The 16,924-nt window shown below is 71.1% G+C and carries 12 protein-coding genes; 7 read left to right on the top strand and 5 right to left on the bottom strand.

The annotated features are described in order from the left end of the window. Positions 1–25 precede the first annotated feature (25 nt). Complete coding sequence (locus tag J2754_RS00985; RefSeq protein WP_245332827.1) at positions 26–943, top strand: alkaline phosphatase family protein; 918 nt, start codon at positions 26–28, stop codon at positions 941–943. After that, positions 940–2,172 (top strand): glycosyltransferase family 4 protein, encoded by a 1,233-nt coding sequence (locus tag J2754_RS00980; RefSeq protein WP_211086428.1) that lies wholly within the window; start codon positions 940–942, stop codon positions 2,170–2,172. The genes J2754_RS00985 and J2754_RS00980 overlap by 4 nt, the downstream gene beginning before the upstream one ends. 27 nt (positions 2,173–2,199) lie before the next feature. Here J2754_RS00980 and J2754_RS00975 read toward each other — a convergent pair whose 3' ends face one another. Further along, positions 2,200–4,002, bottom strand: a complete 1,803-nt coding sequence (locus J2754_RS00975; protein WP_211086427.1) for an ABC transporter ATP-binding protein — start codon at positions 4,000–4,002, stop codon at positions 2,200–2,202. Between the two features lie 142 nt (positions 4,003–4,144). On the opposite strand from J2754_RS00975, the gene J2754_RS00970 reads away from it, so the two are divergent. The 4 genes from J2754_RS00970 to J2754_RS00955 all read left to right on the top strand — a co-directional run bounded on the left by J2754_RS00970 (position 4,145) and on the right by J2754_RS00955 (position 9,244). Further along, complete coding sequence (locus J2754_RS00970) at positions 4,145–5,248, top strand: DUF4330 domain-containing protein (protein WP_211086426.1); 1,104 nt, start codon at positions 4,145–4,147, stop codon at positions 5,246–5,248. Positions 5,249–5,405: 157 nt separating this feature from the next. Continuing rightward, complete coding sequence (locus J2754_RS00965) at positions 5,406–5,987, top strand: GNAT family N-acetyltransferase (protein ID WP_211086425.1); 582 nt, start codon at positions 5,406–5,408, stop codon at positions 5,985–5,987. Beyond that, complete coding sequence (locus tag J2754_RS00960; RefSeq protein WP_211086424.1) at positions 5,980–7,344, top strand: lysine N(6)-hydroxylase/L-ornithine N(5)-oxygenase family protein; 1,365 nt, start codon at positions 5,980–5,982, stop codon at positions 7,342–7,344. The genes J2754_RS00965 and J2754_RS00960 overlap by 8 nt, the downstream gene beginning before the upstream one ends. Before the next feature lies 1 nt (position 7,345). After that, entirely contained in the window at positions 7,346–9,244 is a 1,899-nt protein-coding gene (locus tag J2754_RS00955) for an asparagine synthase-related protein (protein WP_211086423.1), read from the top strand. A 69-nt stretch (positions 9,245–9,313) separates the two neighbouring features. Here J2754_RS00955 and J2754_RS00950 read toward each other — a convergent pair whose 3' ends face one another. From J2754_RS00950 to J2754_RS00940, 3 genes are read right to left on the bottom strand one after another with little or no spacing between them, the layout of a single operon-like run. Further along, the gene (locus tag J2754_RS00950; protein WP_211086422.1) at positions 9,314–10,447 is read right to left on the bottom strand and encodes an ABC transporter ATP-binding protein; all 1,134 of its coding nucleotides are present in this window, start codon (positions 10,445–10,447) and stop codon (positions 9,314–9,316) included. A gap of 3 nt (positions 10,448–10,450) precedes the next feature. Next, a complete protein-coding gene (locus tag J2754_RS00945; RefSeq protein ID WP_211086421.1) occupies positions 10,451–12,100 on the bottom strand; it encodes an ABC transporter permease in 1,650 nt (549 codons plus the stop codon). Position 12,101: 1 nt separating this feature from the next. Then, positions 12,102–13,370, bottom strand: a complete 1,269-nt coding sequence (locus J2754_RS00940) for an extracellular solute-binding protein (protein ID WP_211086420.1) — start codon at positions 13,368–13,370, stop codon at positions 12,102–12,104. A 212-nt stretch (positions 13,371–13,582) separates the two neighbouring features. On the opposite strand from J2754_RS00940, the gene J2754_RS00935 reads away from it, so the two are divergent. Next, positions 13,583–15,001: a sugar transferase gene (locus J2754_RS00935; protein ID WP_211086419.1), complete on the top strand. Its 1,419-nt coding sequence runs from the start codon at positions 13,583–13,585 to the stop codon at positions 14,999–15,001. A 59-nt stretch (positions 15,002–15,060) separates the two neighbouring features. On the opposite strand, the gene J2754_RS00930 is transcribed toward J2754_RS00935, so the two are convergent. Beyond that, positions 15,061–16,491, bottom strand: a complete 1,431-nt coding sequence (locus J2754_RS00930; protein ID WP_211086418.1) for a twin-arginine translocation signal domain-containing protein — start codon at positions 16,489–16,491, stop codon at positions 15,061–15,063. Positions 16,492–16,924: the final 433 nt, after the last annotated feature.

The raw sequence follows: 16,924 nt of genomic DNA, 5'->3' as shown, positions 1-16,924 counted from the left end.
TCGCGCGTCCGCCCGAACCCGGGGTATGGACGCCCGTTCGCGCCTGTCGCGTGCGCTCGGTACCCCGCGGCTCTTCTTGCGTCACGCGAACCGGCTCTACCACCGCCGCTGTGGCCTGCGGAGCCACGACACCGACGGCGACGACCCCTTCGACGCGGAGTGGGACACGCTCGTGCTCCTCGACGGCTGTCGCTACGACACGTTCGCGCGACGCGCCGACCTCCCGGGGACGCTCGAACGCCGACGCTCGCCCGCGGCCTCGACGGTCGAGTTCCTCCGCGCGACCGTCGACGGCCGGGACCTCCGCGATACGGTGTACGTCACCGCGAACCCCCAGCTCCGCCAGCACGACGACGTCGACGCGAGCTTCCACGCCGTCGTCGACGTCTGGCGCGAGGACGGCTGGGACGACGAGACCGGCACGGTGCTCCCGGAGACGATGACGGCCTCCGCCCGAGAGGCCGCCCGCGACTACCCCGAAAAGCGCCTCGTCGTCCACTACATGCAACCCCACTACCCCTTCGTCGAGGCCGACACGACGGTCGATAAGGGCCACCTCGACGGTTCGATCGACGGCGAGAACGTCTGGAATCGCCTCCTCGCGGGCGATGCGGACGTCGACCCCGAGGTGGTCAGGGACCTCTACGCGGAGAACCTCGATCGCGCGCTCCCGCACGTCGCCGCGCTCCTCGACGACCTCGGCGGCCGGACGGTCGTCACCGCCGATCACGGCAACATGCTCGGCGAGCGCGCGTTCCCCATCCCGTACCGCGAGTGGGGCCACCCGCGCGGGCTCTACACGGACGAACTCGTCACCGTCCCGTGGCTCGTCGTCGAGCGCGGCGAGCGACGGACGATCACGCGGGGCGAGTCGGACCGGGCCGGGCGCGGCGACGACGCCGTCGTGCGAGAGCGCCTGCGCGATCTCGGCTACGCCGAATGACTCTCGACCTCGGGTTCCTCCATCCGACGTATCCGGCGAGCGAGGGCACGGGCGCGTCGCACAGCGCCACCCGGATCGTCGCCGAGGTGGCGGCGCGCGGCCACGACGTGACCGTCTACTGTCGCGAGACGCCCGGGGACGACGCGACCGCGCCCGCCGGCGCGACGCTGCGCTCGCTCGATCGCTCGGGCTACCCCTACCACACCGGGCAGCAGTTCGACCGCGCGCTCCGCGACGCCCGCGCCGACCTCGCCGCCCACGACGTGGTCCACAGCTACGTCATGAACGCCCTCCCGGCGCTCGGCGGCCTCGCGCACGAGACGGACACCGCGACCGTCCTGACGCTGAACGCCTACGGCGCCGTCTGTCCGAAGAACGACCTCCGGTACATGGACCGCGAGCCCTGCGCGTCGAACGGCCTGGCGAAGTGCGCGGCGTGCGCGCTCGCCACGAGCCCCGGCCACGACGAGTACGGCGCGCCGTACCGCGCCGCGAGCCGCCTCGGCTATCTCGACCTCGTCCGCCGAGGCGAGCGCGTCGCCGACGCGGTCGACGCCTACCACGCACTCTCGGGGCACATCGAGGCGACGTACGGCGAGTTCGGCTTCCCCACCGAGCGCTTCGCGATCGTCCCGAACCTCCTCGACGAGCGCTTCGACCGCCCCCACGAGAGCGGCTTCGAGCCGCCCTACGACCTCCTCTACGTCGGCTCGCTCGACGAGCACAAGGGCGTCGACCGCCTCGTCCCCGCGCTCGCCCGACTGAACGCCGACTCGGATGACGACTACCGGCTGACCGTGGTCGGGGACGGGGGCCTGCGATCCGACGTCGAGGCGCGGGCGGCCGACGCGGGACTCGCCGACGCCGTGACGTGCACCGGCTGGATGGCGAACGACGACCTCCCCGGGGTCTTCGCGCGCCACGACTGCTTTCTCTACCCCGGTCGGTGGGACGAGCCGTTCGGCCGGGTGTTCCTCGAAGCCCTCGGGACCGGAACGCCGGTGGTGGCCACGGACGTCGGGAGCGTCGCGGACATCGTCGGCGCGGGGGGACGCGTCGTCGAGGGCGGCGTCGACGCGCTCGCCGCGGGGGTGCGGGACCTCGCCGACGACGGGTTCGAGCGCGCGTCGCGGGCGGCGCGCGAGCGCGTCGACGACTACCGACCCGCGACGGTCGTCCCGCAGTTCATCGCGCTCTACGAGCGGGCGCGCGAACGCGCTCGACGGTGAGCAGACGTGCGCACGCGATGAGCGACGCTATCCGCGGCGTTGTGCGCCGTAGAGGTCGGCGTAGACGCCGCCTGCCTCGACGAGCTCCGCGTGTCGGCCGGATTCGACGACGCGGCCGTCCGCGAGCGCGTAGATGCGATCGGCGGTGCGGACGGTCGAGAGGCGGTGGGCGACGGTGAAGACGACGTAGTCGCGCTCCATCGACTCGATGGCGCGCTGGACGTCGCGTTCGAGCCGGGAGTCGAGATCGCTCGTCGCCTCGTCGAGCACGAGCACGTCCGCGTCGGCGAGGAGCGCGCGCGCGAGCGCGACGCGCTGTTTCTGCCCGCCAGAGAGGCGAACGCCGTCGTCACCGAGGCGCGTCCCGTAGCCGTTCGGGAGGTCGTCGAGGAACTCGTCGACGCGCGCGAGTTCGCAGACGCGTTCGAGCTCGGCGTCCGTGGCGTCCCGATCGGCGAGCGTGAGGTTGTAGCGGAGCGTGTCGTCGAAGACGTAGGGGTCCTGTCGGACGACGGCGACGCGCTCGCGCCACGCGTCTACCGGCATCTCGGTGATCGGCGTCCCGTTCGCGCGGATCTCGCCGCCGTCGGGGTCGTAGAGGCGGGCGAGGAGCGAGACGATCGTCGACTTTCCCGCGCCCGACGAGCCGACGAACGCGACGAACTCGCCGGCCTCGGCGGTGAAGCTCACGCCGTCGAGGACCGTCGTTTCGTCGTCGTAGGCGAACGTCACGTCGTCGAACGCCACGGACGTCACGCGCTCGGGGACGGGCGCCGTCCCGCCCTCGGGTTCGGCGTGGCTGGCGAGCTCCGCCGTGAACGCCCGCGTGCGCACGAGGTGCGGGAGGTCGTTCTCGACCTGGTAGAGGAGCTCGTGGGCGCGGCTCGCCTTCGGACCGAGGCGGAAGGCCGCGAAGAGGAAGAGGCCGAGCGATCCGAGGCCCAGATCGGCGTACGTGAGCGCGGCGTAGACGAGACCGAAGACGGAGACGGCGACGGCGAACTGATAGCAGTTCGTGATCGCCGCCTCGTTGCGCCGGAGGGTGATCCGGGCGTCGGTGTAGCGCTCGACCGCGGCCCGGAAGGTGTCGTACACCTCCTCGCGGAGGCCGAACAGCCGGACGTCTCGGATGCCCTGCGTTCCGGCCTGCGCGGCCGACTGGCGCCGCTCGTTCGCGTCGGCGACGGCCGCGCCGACGTCGTATCCGGAGTCGACGACGCGGTGGACGACGACCGTCACGCCGCCGAGGACGACGGCGGTGGCGACGGTGAGCGTCGGGGAGACGAGGAGCGCGATGAGGCCGTAGGCGAGCGCGAGCATCGACTGTTCAACGAAGAGGACGACGCGCTTGATGACGCGGCCGGCGTAGAACGTCTGCGTGACGAGCGCGTTCAGGACGTCGTCGGAGCCCGCCTCGTCGTAGTAGGCGATGCGGGCGTTGAGGGCGCGCTCGAACGCGCGCAGTTGGAGGTCGCGGACGTAGTACGTCCGCAGCGCCTCGCGGAGCCACGCGACGAGGAAACTCGACGCGAAGCGGACGGCCATCACGACGGCGACGCCGGCGACGGCCGTGCCGAGCGTGAGCGGGACGCCGACGGTGCGGTACGCCCGGACGAACAGGCCGGCGATCCCGTCCGTCGCGGGCTGTCCCGCGGTCCCGACGAGCTCGATGATCGGGAGGATGAAGCTCAGCCCGACTCCCTCCAGGACGGCCGCGAGGAGACCGAGCAGGACGATGCCGGCGGTGAGCCGCGGGCTGTACGCGGCGACGCCAGCGAGCGCGTCGAGTTTCTCCCGCCGGGTGACGGTCGGGACGTCGTCGTCCGTCATGCGCCCGCCGCTCGGTTCCCGGGGCGGGGCGCGCGTGCCCGCGTAGACGAAACGCCTTTGTCGCCTCCGGCGAAGGGTCCGGTATTCGACTTCCCACACATGAACGCGTTCACAGTCTGGGTGGGTTTCGGCCGGGGGAACCATGAGGCTTGTCGATGAGGACGGGCGGCTGTTCGGCCGCGTCAACGTCGTCGACGCCGCCGTCGTCCTCGTCGTCCTCGCCGCGGTCGTCGCGGGCGTCGTCGCGTTCGTCCCGCTCGGCGGCGGGGGCGAGCAGGCGACGCGCTACGCGACCGTCGACCTCGGAACGCAACCGCCCGCGGCGGCCGAGCGCATCGAGACGGGTGACCGCTCCGCGGACGGAGAGACCGTCGTCACCGACACGTACGTCGGGCCCGCCGCGGACGGCGCGAACGCGTCCGTCGTCGTCCGCGTCCGCGTGAACGGGACGCTGGCCGGCGACGGGGACGACCGCGTCTTCGAGCGCGACGGCGAACCGCTCCGTCGCGGCGACGCGCTCTCCTTCGAGACGCCGAGCTACGCCGTCTCGGGCGACGTGCTCCGGGTCGATGCGGACGGCGAGACGCTGCCCGTCGGCTCGCTCCCCGTCCTCCTCGACGCGACGCTCTCGCCGGCCACCGCCGACGCCGTCGCGGTCGGCGATACGTCCCGACTCGACGACCGACGGATCGCGCGCGTCACGGGCGTCACGACCGCTCCGGTGGCGAACGGGAGCGCGCGGCGGGCGCTGCTCGGCGTGCGGGTACACACGCTGAATCGCTCCGGGAGCACGTACTTCGGCGCGACGCCCGTGAAGGTCGGCGAGTCCCTCCGCTTCGACACGGACCAGTACGCGCTGACGGGGACGGTGGCGCGGTGGGGGAACGCCTCGCCGTCGGGGTCGCCGACGACGACGACGGTCGTCGTCTCGCTCACCGACGTCGCCCCGACCGTCGCGGACGGCCTCCGGGCGGGGTTGGTCGAGCGCCGCGACGGCCGGACGACGGCGCGGATCACCGACGTCCGCACGGAGAACGCGACGGTGGTGCTCACGAGCGACGACGGCCACATCTACGAGCGAGAGCACCCCGAGAACGTGGACGTCGAACTCACCGTCGACCTCCGGACGCGCGCGACGGCGGACGGTCTGCGCTTCCACACGCGCGCGCTCCGTGAGGGAACGCGCGTGACGCTCGACTTCCGGACGGTCGCGGTCGATGGCACCGTCACGCGCATCCGTGGGTAGGCGTCCCGACGATCGGACGTAGTCGGTCGCACGGCCCGAGCGCAACCCTTTTCAGGTGAGCCTAAAAAATACTATCGAGAACCGTGAACGGAGGATCGACACCGACCCGTCACACCGGCGGGCGGCGGGTGAGCGAACGTGTCCGCGGTGACGCGATATGACCTGTCCGCGCGAGGCCGTCGGGTCGACGTACAGCTATCGGACGGTCGCCGAGTCCGGTGCCGAACTCGGCTTCCGGGAGGTGTCGCTCGACCGGGACCTCGGTCGACTGCACGCGTGGTTGAACAGCGACCACGTGCTCCCCTACTGGCAGCAGGACGACCCGCTGCCGGTGGTCCGGGACACGATCAGCGAGCGCGCCGCCGACGAGCACCAGACGCTCTACGTCGGCTACCGCGACCACGTCCCGATGAGCTACTGGGAGTCCTACTGGGCGGCCCACGACCGCCTCGCGGACCACTACGACGCCGAGCCGGCCGATCAGGGCATCCACCTCCTCATCGGCCCGACGGAGTACCTCGGTCGCGGCTACGCCGCGCCGCTCATCCGCGCGATGGTCGACTTCCAGTTTCAACACCCCCAGACGGATCGGATCGTCACGGAGCCCGACGCCCGCAACGAGCGCGCGATCCGCGCCTTCGCGGCCGCGGGGTTCGAGCGCCGCGGCGAGATCGAGTTCCCCGACAAGACCGCCCAGCTCATGATCCGAGAACGCGAGACGACCGCGCCCGATGAGTGAGGACGTGTACGACCTCGTCGGCGTCGGCGTCGGTCCGTTCAACCTCGGGCTCGCCGCCCTCCTCGACGACGTCGAAGCCGACTTCGACGCCGCCTTCCTCGAACAGCGCGCCGCGTTCGACTGGCACGAGGACATGCTCATCGAGGGGACGACGCTCGAAGTGCCGTTCCTCGCGGACCTCGTCACGATGGTCGACCCGACGAACCCGTACAGTTACCTCAACTATCTCCGCGCGGAGAACCGCCTCTACGAGTTCTACTTCTACGAGGAGTTCTTCCTCCCGCGTCGCGAGTACAACGCCTACTGCCGATGGGTGGCCGAACAGCTCCCGTCGCTCCGGTTCCGCCGGCGCGTCACGTCCATCGACGTCAACGACGACGGGGACGCCTATCGCCTCACCGCGGTCGACCCCGAGACGGGCGAACGCGAGACGTACCTGACGGAGAACGTCGTCGTCGGCATCGGCACGCGCCCGCACGTCCCGGACCGATTCGCGGACGTCCGCGGCGACGACGTCTTCCACACGGCGAGCTACCTCGGGAACCGCGAGCGGTGTCTCGACGCCGAGCGGATCACCGTCGTCGGCTCCGGGCAGAGCGCCGCGGAAGTCGTCCGCGACCTCCTCGAACGCCAGCCCGAGCACGGCTACGCGCTCGACTGGCTCACCCGCTCGCGCGGGTTCTTCCAGATGGCCGACGCCAAGCTCGGCCACATGATCTACACGCCCGACTACACCGACTACTTCTACGACCTCGATCAGGCGACGAAGGACGAGCTCCGCGAGGGACAGGCCCTCCTCTACAAGGGGATCGACGAGCGGACGAGCGCGGCGATCTACGACCTGCTCTACGAGGGGTCGATCGGCGCCGCAGAGCCCGACGTCGGGATGCTCGCCGCGACCGAGGTACGGGAGATCGGGCCCGCGCCCGACGGCGACGGCTACGCCCTCCTCTGCGAGCAGTGGCAGGAGGGCGAGCGCTTCGTGCAGGAGAGCGACGTCGTCGTGCTCGGCACGGGGTACGAACGCGTCGAGCCGCCGTTCGCCGCGGGGCTCGCCGACCGCCTCGAACGCGACGACGCGGGGCGACTCGACGTCACCCGCGACTTCCGACTCACCGGCGGCGACCTCCCGGGTGAGATATACGTCCAGAACGCCGAGATCCACACGCACGGGATCAACGCGCCCGATCTCGGCCTCGGTCCGTATCGGAACGCGGTCATCCTCGACGGCCTGCTGGCGGCGTCGCCCTACGGCACCGAGCTCGCCGACGTCTTCCAGAGCTTCTCGGTCGACGACTACCTCGCGCGCCGCGAGAGCGCCCGCCGCGTCGCGACCCCCCCGAACCCCGACGACTAGCATGGTCGGGCTCTCCGGCGTCGTCGGCGCGGGCGCCACCGAGACCGAGATCGACACCGTCCCCGCCACCGTCGACGACGAGGTCCGCGGGACGCACCGAGCCGACGGCGTCGCGGTCCGTACCGCGTTCCACCGGGGCGCGAGCGTCGAGCAGCCAGTCACCGCGCCCGACGGCGCGCTGATCTGGGTCTGGGGCGAGGTGTACGGCGTCGGGGACGGCGACGAGCGCGAGCGCGTCGATCCGCGCGAGACGGCGCGCGTCTGCGCCGCGCAGTCCGCCGCGCACGGCCGGTCGTTCCCCGACCGTCTCGACGGCGAGTTCGCCGGCGTCCGTTACGATCCCGAGACGGGGCGCGCCACGCTCTTCACGGACCGACTGGGCGCGCGCCCGCTCTACTACGCCGTCGGCGACGATGCGCTCGCCTTCTCGACGAGCGTCCAGAGCGTCCCCGAAGTCGACGGCGCGGCGTTCGCTTTCGACCCCGACTACCTCGCCGAGTACCTCTACGCGCGCCGAACGTTCGGCACGCGGACGCCGATCGCGGGGATCGACCAGCTCGCGCCAGCGACGACCGTCGCGTACGACCCGGCCGGTGGCGGGCTCAACGAGCGGCGCTACTGGGCGCCACGATACCGCCCGGTGGACCGGCCGCTCTCGCACTACGTGGACGAGCTCGCCGAACGCTTCGCGGCCGCCGTCGCCGACCGCACGGCGGACGACCGGGCCGCGGGCCTGCTACTGAGCGGCGGGAGCGACTCGCGGGCGGTGCTCGCGGCCGCGGGGGAGGAGGCCGGCGCGAGCGCGGTCGAGGGCAGACGCGAGCGGGCGGACGGAGGCGGGAACGGGGAGCCGATCCGCGCCTATCACATGAACGACGGCTGGAACCGCGAGGCGCGGATCGCGCGGCGGATCGCGGACACCGGAGACGCGCCGTTCACGCTCCTCGACCGCAGGCCGTCGTACCACGAGACGCTCTCGGAGCGCGCCGCGCCGATCCAGGAGTTCATCGGCCCGTTCAACACCGGCCACGCGCTCGGGTTCGCGTCGGAGCTCGCCGCCGACGTCGACGTCCTGCTCACCGGTCTCTACAGCGACTCGCTCTTCGGGCCGTGGAGCGTCCCCTCGCCGGAGGTCCCGCTGCCGTACGGTGCGAGCCTCCCGCTCCCGATCACCGACCTCCCCGAGACCGTCGAGGAGTACGCCGCCGCCCACGCGGCCTCGCAGCCGGCGCGCGATCCCGACTACCTCGACGCGCCGCCGCTCGATCAGCTCGTCCGCGAGAACGTCCGCGAGGGCGTCGCGTCGATCGATCACCACGGCGTCGACCACCCGGACGTGGAGCGCCTCGCGCTGAGCGAGTTCTACTACCCGATCACGAACGGCATCGGCTTCGACCTCTACAGCGCGCTCCAGATCGCGCCGACGCGCAACCCCTTCCTCGACCGGCGGCTCGTCGACCTCCACCTCGAGATCCCCCTGCGATACCGCCTCCGGCACGACCTCGTCGCGCTCGCGCTCGAACGCCTCGACGAGGAGCTGGCGGCGATCCCACACCCGAGCACGCGGCTCCCGCTCACCGCGCCGCACCTCGCGCACGTCGTCGCCGCGCCCGCGTCGAGCCTCCTCGACAAGCTCCGCGGCGGGCGTGACTCGTACCGGACGTGGGGGCCGTGGCAGGACAAGGACGCGCTGCTCCGCGAGCGCGACTTCGTCGGCGACGCGCTCCGCGAGGCGGACGACGTCGTCCGCGCGCTCCCGGGCGTCGATCGGGACGCCGCGTGGGAGACGTACCGGCGCCACCGCGCGGGCGAGATCGACGCCGGCGAGGAGCTCTACCGACTCCTGACGGTCGCCGCGACGCCGCTGGCGGCGCGACTCGTCGGAGACGACGGCGAATAGCGGAGCAGACGATCCGCGAGAGCGCGTCGGAGGGAGAGGCGAAGCGCGACCGGCGTGGCGTCGCGTGCGTCAGCGCTCGAACCACTGGAGCGGGTGGTCCGCGACGACGTCGACGGTGACGGGCCGTCCGACGTCGAAGAGCTCCGTGTGGTTGTGCATGCAGTGGATGCTGTCTCCCTCGGTCGTCTCGACGCGGTAGACGAACGAGGGGCCCTGGTACTGGCGCTGCGTGAGCCGGCCGTCGGCGGTCGCCTCGTCCGCGGCGGGGCGGGCCTGGAGGTCGTCCGGGCGGACGAGCACGTCGATCGTCGTGCCGTCGGGGAGATCGAGACCCGGGAAGTGCGCGGCGTCGAGGCGGCCGATGTCGGTCTCGACGGCGTCGCCGTCGACGCGGCCCGTGAGGAAGCCGGCCTGTCCGAGGAAGGAGGCGACGAAGCGCGACGTCGGGCGCTCGAAGATGCGCTCGGGGCGACCGATCTGCTGGAGGCGCCCGTCGTTCATCACGCCGACGCGGTCGGCGATGGAGAGCGCCTCCTCCTGGTCGTGCGTCACCCAGATGGCAGTGACGCCGGTCTCGTCGATGATGCGACGCATCTCCTCGCGCATCGAGACGCGGAGCGCCACGTCGAGGTTCGAGAGGGGTTCGTCAAGCAGGAGGACGTCCGGTTCGGGGGCGAGCGATCGCGCGAGCGCGATCCGCTGTTTCTGCCCCCCGGAGAGCTCTTCCGGGTAGTGCTCGGCGTGATCGCCGAGGCCGACGAGTTCGAGCAGTTGCGCGACGCGCGCCTCGCGCTCCTCGGCCGGCCGATCGTCGATCCCGAACGCGACGTTCTCGGCGGCGTTCAGGTGCGGGAACAGCGCGAAGTCCTGGAACACCAGCCCGATGTCGTGCTCCTCGGGCGGGACGAACGCGCCGGCGTCGGCGTCCGCGAGCGTCCGGCCCCCGAGTTCGATCGTCCCGTCGTCGGCGCGTTCGAGACCCGCGATCATCCGGAGCGTCGTGGTCTTCCCACAGCCGGAGGGGCCGAGGAGCGCGAGGATCTCCCCGTCGACGACGGACATGGAGAGGTCGTCGACGGCGGTCTCGGGGCCGTACGTCTTGGTGATCCCGGACAGCGCGAGCACCGTCTCGGCGTCGGCGTCGGCGTCGGCGCCGTCCGCTGCGGGCGATGCGTCGGAGCGTCGGTGAGTCGTGTGTGACATGGATTACTTCTCCTGTGAGAGGATGACGACCATCGAGAGCGCGGAGACGACGATGAGGACGAACGCGGGGATCGCGGCCGCGCCGTAGCTCCCGGACTCGCGGACCGCCCAGATGTAGGTGACGAGGGTGTCGAACCCCGTCGGCTGGAGGAGCAGCGTCGCCGGGAGCTCCTTCATCGTCGTGAGGAAGACGAGCGCCGCGCCCGCGAGGACGCCGGGTGCGATGAGGGGGAGCGCCACCCGACGGAACGCCCCCAGCGAGGACTGCCCGAGGAGGCGCGCGGCCTCCGTGAGTTCGCGATCGACGCGCATCACGGACGAGCGGGTGGCGCCGACCGACTGGGGGAGGAAGCGAACGACGTACGCGAAGATCAACAGCGGGAGCGTCTGATAGAGCGCCGGGAGGTACGAGGCGATCCCGACGACCGACGAGAGGTCGTCGACCGCGGCGCCGTAGGAGACGCCGAAGAACACGAGCGCGAGGCCGAGGACGATCCCGGGCATCGCGTAGCCGATGTAGGTGGCCCGATCGATCACCTCCGCGATCGTCGAGCGGTGCCGGGCGGCGAGGTAGGCGACGGGGATCGCGGCCAGCGCGCACACGACCGCCGCGGCCACCGAGACGAGCACGGAGTTGGTCGCGTACGACCACTCGAAGACGAGGCGCGTCCGGCCGACGTCGGAGGCGCCGCGGCGGAACCAGACGAACAGCACGGCGAGGGGGACGACGAGGCACATCGTGACGACGCTCGCGCAGAAGGCGAGCGCGGGGGCCTTCCAGCGGCCGAGCGCGACGGTCGTGTCGCTGCTCGTGCTCGCGCGCGTACCGACGTACGCTCCCTGCGTGGAGTCGCCGACCCGGGACTGGACGGCGAGGATGACAGCGGTGATGGTGAGGAGCTGAAGCGACAGCATCGCGGCCGTCTCGCGGCCGAATCCGTTGAAGTCCACCCAGATAGCCTGCGTGAGGACTTCGAGACGGAGGAGGTTCGGCGTCCCGAAGTCCGAGAGCGCGTAGAGCGCGACGAGCAACGCCCCGGAGGCGATCCCGGGGACGAGCTGCGGGAGGGTGACGCGTCGGAAGGCCTCCAAGCGCGAGACGCCGAGGGTACGCGCGGCCTCGACGAGCGACTCGTCGAAGGAGAGCAGCGACGCCCGCGTGGTGATGAACACGTAGGGGAACGTGTAGAGTGTGAGGACGAGGGCGACGCCGCCGAAGCCGTAGACGGAGGGGACGGAGTCGATTCCGAGGGGCGCGAGCACGCCGGCGATGTAGCCGCTGGGGCCGAACGCGGAGATGTACGTGAACGCCCCGAGGTAGCTGGGGATGACGAGCGGGAGCGCGACCGCGATGGTCCAGAAGCGCCGGAACGGCAGGTCCGTCCGGACGGTGAGGAACGCGAGCGGGACGCCGATCACGACGGACGCCCCGGTGACGACCGCGACGAGCGCGATGCTCGTGGCGAACGTCGAGGGTTGAGTCACCAGCGAAACGTCGCCCTCGGCCTCGAAGACGCGGAGGAGGATCCACGCGATCGGCGACAGTACGGCCGCCGCGATCGCGCCGCTCAGGAGGACGAGCCCGGTGGGGAGGTCGGAGTCCCCAGAACGGGCGCGGGCGAACGGTGCCGCGAGCCGATCGAGGGCCGACATCCTACAGCGCGCCCACCTCTCGGAGCAGGTCGAGGGTCGGCTCGACGTTCGCCAGTTTGCTCAAGTCGAGTTCGGGCGGGTTGAGCTGGTCGATCGTCGGGAGGTTGCCGACCGGCGGTACGCTGGAGAGCAGCGGGTAACCGAAGCCGCGGGTTCCGAGGAACTCCTGAAGCTCGATGGAGAGCAGGTGGTGGATGAAGTTCGCGGCCGTCTCGGGGTCGGCGCTGTTCTTGATCACCTGCGCGCCCGAGCAGTTGACGAGCGCCCCGGCGTCGCTGTTCGTGAAGGCGAGTTCGAGCGGCGCGTCGGGGCGCTCCTCGTAGACGAGCCGCGAGTAGTAGTGATTCGAAAAGCCCGCGGAGAGCTCGCCCGAGGCGACGGCGTTCGCCACCTGGAACTCGTTTCCGTACTTCCTGACGCCGTGGTCCTGCATGGCTTCGAGCCACTGCTTGGTCGCCTCGCGGCCGTTGAGTTCGCGCATCGCGGTGATGAACGCCTGGAAGGCGCCGTAGGTCGGGGCCCACCCCATCTCGTCCTCGAAGCGCGGATCGTCGGGGAACGCCGCGACCTTGTCCGGGATCTCGTCGGCGTCGAACTCGTTCGTGTTGAACGGGATCGAGCGCGCCCGACCCATGATCCCGACCCACTCGTCAGTCGGGTGGTAGGTGTCCGCGACGGACTGCGTGACGTGATCGGGGAGGGTGACCGTCGCGCCGTTCTCGGCGACGACCCCGACCGAGCCGGCGTCGATGGCCCAGAAGACGTCCGCGGGGCTCTGACCGGCGTTCGCCTCCTCAATAATGGTGTTCGCGAGCTGCGAGGAGGACGCGGTCCGGATGTAGACGGTGAAGTCCCGATAGAGGTTCTGAATGCGCTGCATCGCGTCCTCGTAGAGACCGCCCTCGCCGCCGCCGAGGTAGACCGTGATCTCCCCGCGGAGGTTGGGGAGGTCGAGCACCGACAGCCCGGTGTACTCGGTGGGGCGCTCGCCGACCTGCGGGCCGTCACCGCGCCACTCGTCCATGTGGAAGAGCTCGTCCTCCGTGTACGTCTTGGGCTCGGGGACGGTCGACGTCGACGAGCCGCCGTCGGTGGTCGTCTCGCTCGTCGTCTCGCCGTCGGTACCACCGCCGCTACAGCCAGCGAGGCCGAGGATGCCCGCGCTCGCCCCGACGGCCTGCAGGAACGAGCGCCGGTCGCCGACGGCGTCGCGGGCCCGCGAGAGGCCGGTCCGATCGTCGTCGATACCGTCTCGCGTGGAGTGATCCATGTCGTAATGTGTTTTGGGTCGCCTAAAATAGCTTTCCAGTTGGAGGCACGAGGACCGGGCGCCCCGACTCACGGCGCCGCGGCGACCGCGGACTGACCGGCGGACCGCCCCACGTCGCGGGGGGCGCGGGCGCGTCGGTGACGCCGACCCGGAAGGCGAAACAGCACGCTTTTAATTTAGGTTTGCCTAAACGGAGCGAACACGAAACGCCGATGCACGACGCGACACACACACGCCGGGCGCTCCGGATCGTCGGGACGACGCTTCTCACGGCGCTCGCGGTTCTCATCGCCAACGCCGCCCCGACCCAGACCGCCCTCGCCCGACTCCCCGGATCGCGCTTCGTCGCGCTCTCGTTCGGCGGCGTCGGTCTCCTCGCGCGACTCGGCGCGGCACTCGTCGTCACGGTGCTCGTCGTCCACGCGCTGCGGGACCCGAGCGCGCGGCGCCCTCACGAGACCGTCGCCGCGACGCTGCGGGCGCTCGGCGCCGTCGCCCTCGCGCTCGCGGCGCTCGGCTACTTCGACGTCCCGTACCGACTCCCCCGGACCACGCTCGTCGGCGCGGTCGCCGTCCTCGCCGTCCTCCTCCCCGCGTGGTTCGTCGCCCTCGACCGGGGGCGGAATCGAGCGGAGGGAACGCTGGTCGTCGGCGCCGACCCGCGACAGATCTCGGCCGCGCTGGAGGCGACCGCACGCCCGGTCGTCGGCTACGCGTCCGCCGTCTCGTGGCCGAGCGGGCCGGCCGCCGACGGACAGGTCGACACGGACGGGGGCGACGACTCCGTGGCGACGACGCTCGCCGAACACGAGCGCCTCGGCGGCCTCTCCCGACTCGACGACCTGCTCGCGAACGCGGACGTCGACACCGTCGTTCCCGCCCTCCCGCACGCCGACCGCGCGGAGTTCTTCGGGATCCTCGACGTCTGCCGGCGGCACGGCGTCGACGTCTCCGTTCCCGACGAGCACGGCGGCGTCCTCCTCGCGGAGGAGGAAGGCGACGCCGATCGCCGGGGCGGATTCGACCGCATCGACCTCGAACCGTGGGGCGTCGGTGCCCGGGTCGGCAAACGCGCGTTCGACGTCTGTTTCGCCGCGCTCGTCCTCTGCGCGACGCTCCCCGTCTTCGCCCTCGCCGCGCTGGCGATCACGATCGAGGACGACGGCTCGGTCTTCTACGCGCAAGAGCGGACGACGCTGTTCGGCGACACCTTCGACGTCTACAAGTTCCGAACGATGCGCCCCGAGAGCGAGTCCGCGACCCCCGGCGCCGGCGACGACCGCGTCACCCGCGTCGGGCGGCTGTTGCGGCGGACGCACGTCGACGAGCTCCCGCAGTTCTGGGCCGTCCTGCGCGGGCGGATGAGCGTCGTCGGCCCGCGCGCGGCGTGGACGGCCGAGGAGGAACTCCTGCTCGCGGAGACCGGTGCGTGGCGCAAGCGCTGGTTCGTCAAGCCGGGCCTGACCGGCCTCGCGCAGCTCCACGAGGTGTCGAGCGAGACGCCGGCGGAGAAGGTGCGCTACGACGTCGAGTACATCCGCCGACGCTCGCTCGCGCTCGACGCGTCCATCGTCGCGCGACAGCTGTGGCGGGTCGCAACCGAGGTCGGCTCCCTCGTGAGGGGCGTCTGAGACGGGCACGAAAAGAGAGTCGGTGGCGGTCGTTTCCCCGAGAGCGAGAGCGCGACGCCTCAGTTCCCGCCGGCGACCGACGAGAGCGCGGATTCGAGGTCGCTCACCGTCCCGGAGAGCTCGTCGGCGGTCGACACCGTGTCGACGTTCGTCCGGAGCGTCTCGACCGCGGTACCGGCGGCGTCCCGCGTCTCGGCGTCGAGGTCGGACTCGATGGCCGCGTAGTGGGTCTCGACGCGGCGGAGGAACCCGCGGGCGTCCCAGTACTCGCCGTAGAGATCGACGGCCTCTCCCTCGGGAACGGCCGCGCTGTACTCCTCCTCGATGCGGCCGGCGAGCGCGACGATGATCGACGCGGTGAACGGCGTCGTCCCGCGGAATTCCTCGGAGACCGCGGTTTCCATCGCGTCGTCGAGCAGGTCGAACGTCTCGCCGGTCGCGTAGTCGTCGAACGCGTCGGCGCCGAGCGAGTGGCCCCGCTCCAGCGCGGACGTCATGTGCGTGAGGACGTCACCAGCGAGGCCGGGGTCGGACGCGTAGAGCGGCGGAAGCACCGTCATGGCGTAGTCGGGGGCGTGTCGGGCGTGGAACGCCGTACCGGAGCTGTCGCCGAGCTGCTTGAGTTCGCTCGCGGCGAGCAGGTGCCCCTTGACCTCCTCGACGTTTCGCGCGTAATCGAGGGCGTCCTCGCGTCCCTCGACGCTCGCGCTCGGGAGACCGAGCGCGCCTTCCGCGGACGCGCGGAGCTGGAGCGTCGTCTCACGGACGGCCATGTTCGAGACGGTGTCCTCGACCTGTCCGCGGATCGCGGAGACGGCGTCGCTCGTCGCGCTGAGGAACGCCGACTCGTTGCCGTCGTAGAGCGTCTGAATGCGGACGGCGAAGCCCCACGCGTCCCAGTACTCGCCGGCGTTCGTGATCGTCTCGCCGTCGGTGGCGACGCCGACCGAGTACTCCTCGTTGAGACGGCGCGCGAGCGCGTTCATCACGCGGCCGGTGAACGACGTCGTCCCGCGGAGGTCCTCCGAGATCACCGCCGCGGACGCCCGATCGAGCAGGGAGAAGACGTCGTCGTGGACGTAGTCGTCGTACGCACCGGAGTCCATCGAGCGACAGTGCTCCAGGACGTCCGCGAGCGTGGCGCGCAGCTGGAGGGCGAGCTGCGAGTCGGCGTCGCGGAGCCGCGGGATGATGTCCTTGTAGTAGTCGCCGGCGTGCTTCGCGTGGAACGCGGCGGTCGCGCCGTCCGCGGCGTCCCCGGCGCCATCGTTCTCCGAGAGGAGATGCGCGGACGCCTCGAGGTGGCCCTTGACCTCCTCGACGTTCCGCTGATAGGGCACCGCCTGCTCGACGCTGGTGAGCGGCGCGTCCCCGCTCGACTCCTGCGCGCTCGCGTCGCCGACGGCGTTCGATTCACTCGCTCCGTACCCGGCGAGAGCCGTCCCCGCTGCCAACCCGACGGTCTTCAGGAACGTTCGTCGCTGTGTCATACGTGTTTAGGCTAGCCTAAAGATAACTAAAGCGTTACGATCGCGTGGTGCGTGGTTCCGCAGACCCCGATCTGGGATCCGATGGTCGTGGCCACCGTATATGACTTACGACACCGTCTAGTCGAGCCGGTGTACGGAGCGATCGGGTCGTCGCGTTCGTCGAAATGCTCTCGGGCCGACTCGACGAGCGCTGTGACGCTGACTGAGAGGGAGTGTGGAAGCGCGATCGGACGGCGAACGACCGTCCGATCGGTCGCGCCGTCGTGCCTCCGCCATTCGAGATCCGCCGTCTCCGATGGCGTTCCGAGCGGTCCTCGATCGAGTATAGACACAACAGCCGACGAACCGCCCACCGCTCGAACTCGCTTCACTAGATGGTCCCCGCGTTCGAGTCCAATCACCTGAGAACAATATTATATCTGAAATAGGTCGC

The sequence above is a fragment of the Halarchaeum nitratireducens genome (assembly GCF_017874695.1).
Lineage (GTDB): Archaea > Halobacteriota > Halobacteria > Halobacteriales > Halobacteriaceae > Halarchaeum > Halarchaeum nitratireducens.
Note: the sequence above shows the minus strand (reverse complement) of the source record. Positions and strands in the feature narration are given on the sequence as shown.

What these genes read in the sequence shown, in the direction of transcription:
- J2754_RS00985 (WP_245332827.1), top strand. Translation starts at nt 26, where the DNA reads ATGGACGCCCGTTCGCGCCTGTCGCGTGCGCTCGGTACCCCGCGGCTC.
- J2754_RS00980 (WP_211086428.1), top strand. Translation starts at nt 940, where the DNA reads ATGACTCTCGACCTCGGGTTCCTCCATCCGACGTATCCGGCGAGCGAG.
- J2754_RS00975 (WP_211086427.1), bottom strand. Translation starts at nt 4,002, where the DNA reads ATGACGGACGACGACGTCCCGACCGTCACCCGGCGGGAGAAACTCGAC.
- J2754_RS00970 (WP_211086426.1), top strand. Translation starts at nt 4,145, where the DNA reads ATGAGGCTTGTCGATGAGGACGGGCGGCTGTTCGGCCGCGTCAACGTC.
- J2754_RS00965 (WP_211086425.1), top strand. Translation starts at nt 5,406, where the DNA reads ATGACCTGTCCGCGCGAGGCCGTCGGGTCGACGTACAGCTATCGGACG.
- J2754_RS00960 (WP_211086424.1), top strand. Translation starts at nt 5,980, where the DNA reads ATGAGTGAGGACGTGTACGACCTCGTCGGCGTCGGCGTCGGTCCGTTC.
- J2754_RS00955 (WP_211086423.1), top strand. Translation starts at nt 7,346, where the DNA reads ATGGTCGGGCTCTCCGGCGTCGTCGGCGCGGGCGCCACCGAGACCGAG.
- J2754_RS00950 (WP_211086422.1), bottom strand. Translation starts at nt 10,447, where the DNA reads ATGTCACACACGACTCACCGACGCTCCGACGCATCGCCCGCAGCGGAC.
- J2754_RS00945 (WP_211086421.1), bottom strand. Translation starts at nt 12,100, where the DNA reads ATGTCGGCCCTCGATCGGCTCGCGGCACCGTTCGCCCGCGCCCGTTCT.
- J2754_RS00940 (WP_211086420.1), bottom strand. Translation starts at nt 13,370, where the DNA reads ATGGATCACTCCACGCGAGACGGTATCGACGACGATCGGACCGGCCTC.
- J2754_RS00935 (WP_211086419.1), top strand. Translation starts at nt 13,583, where the DNA reads ATGCACGACGCGACACACACACGCCGGGCGCTCCGGATCGTCGGGACG.
- J2754_RS00930 (WP_211086418.1), bottom strand. Translation starts at nt 16,491, where the DNA reads ATGACACAGCGACGAACGTTCCTGAAGACCGTCGGGTTGGCAGCGGGG.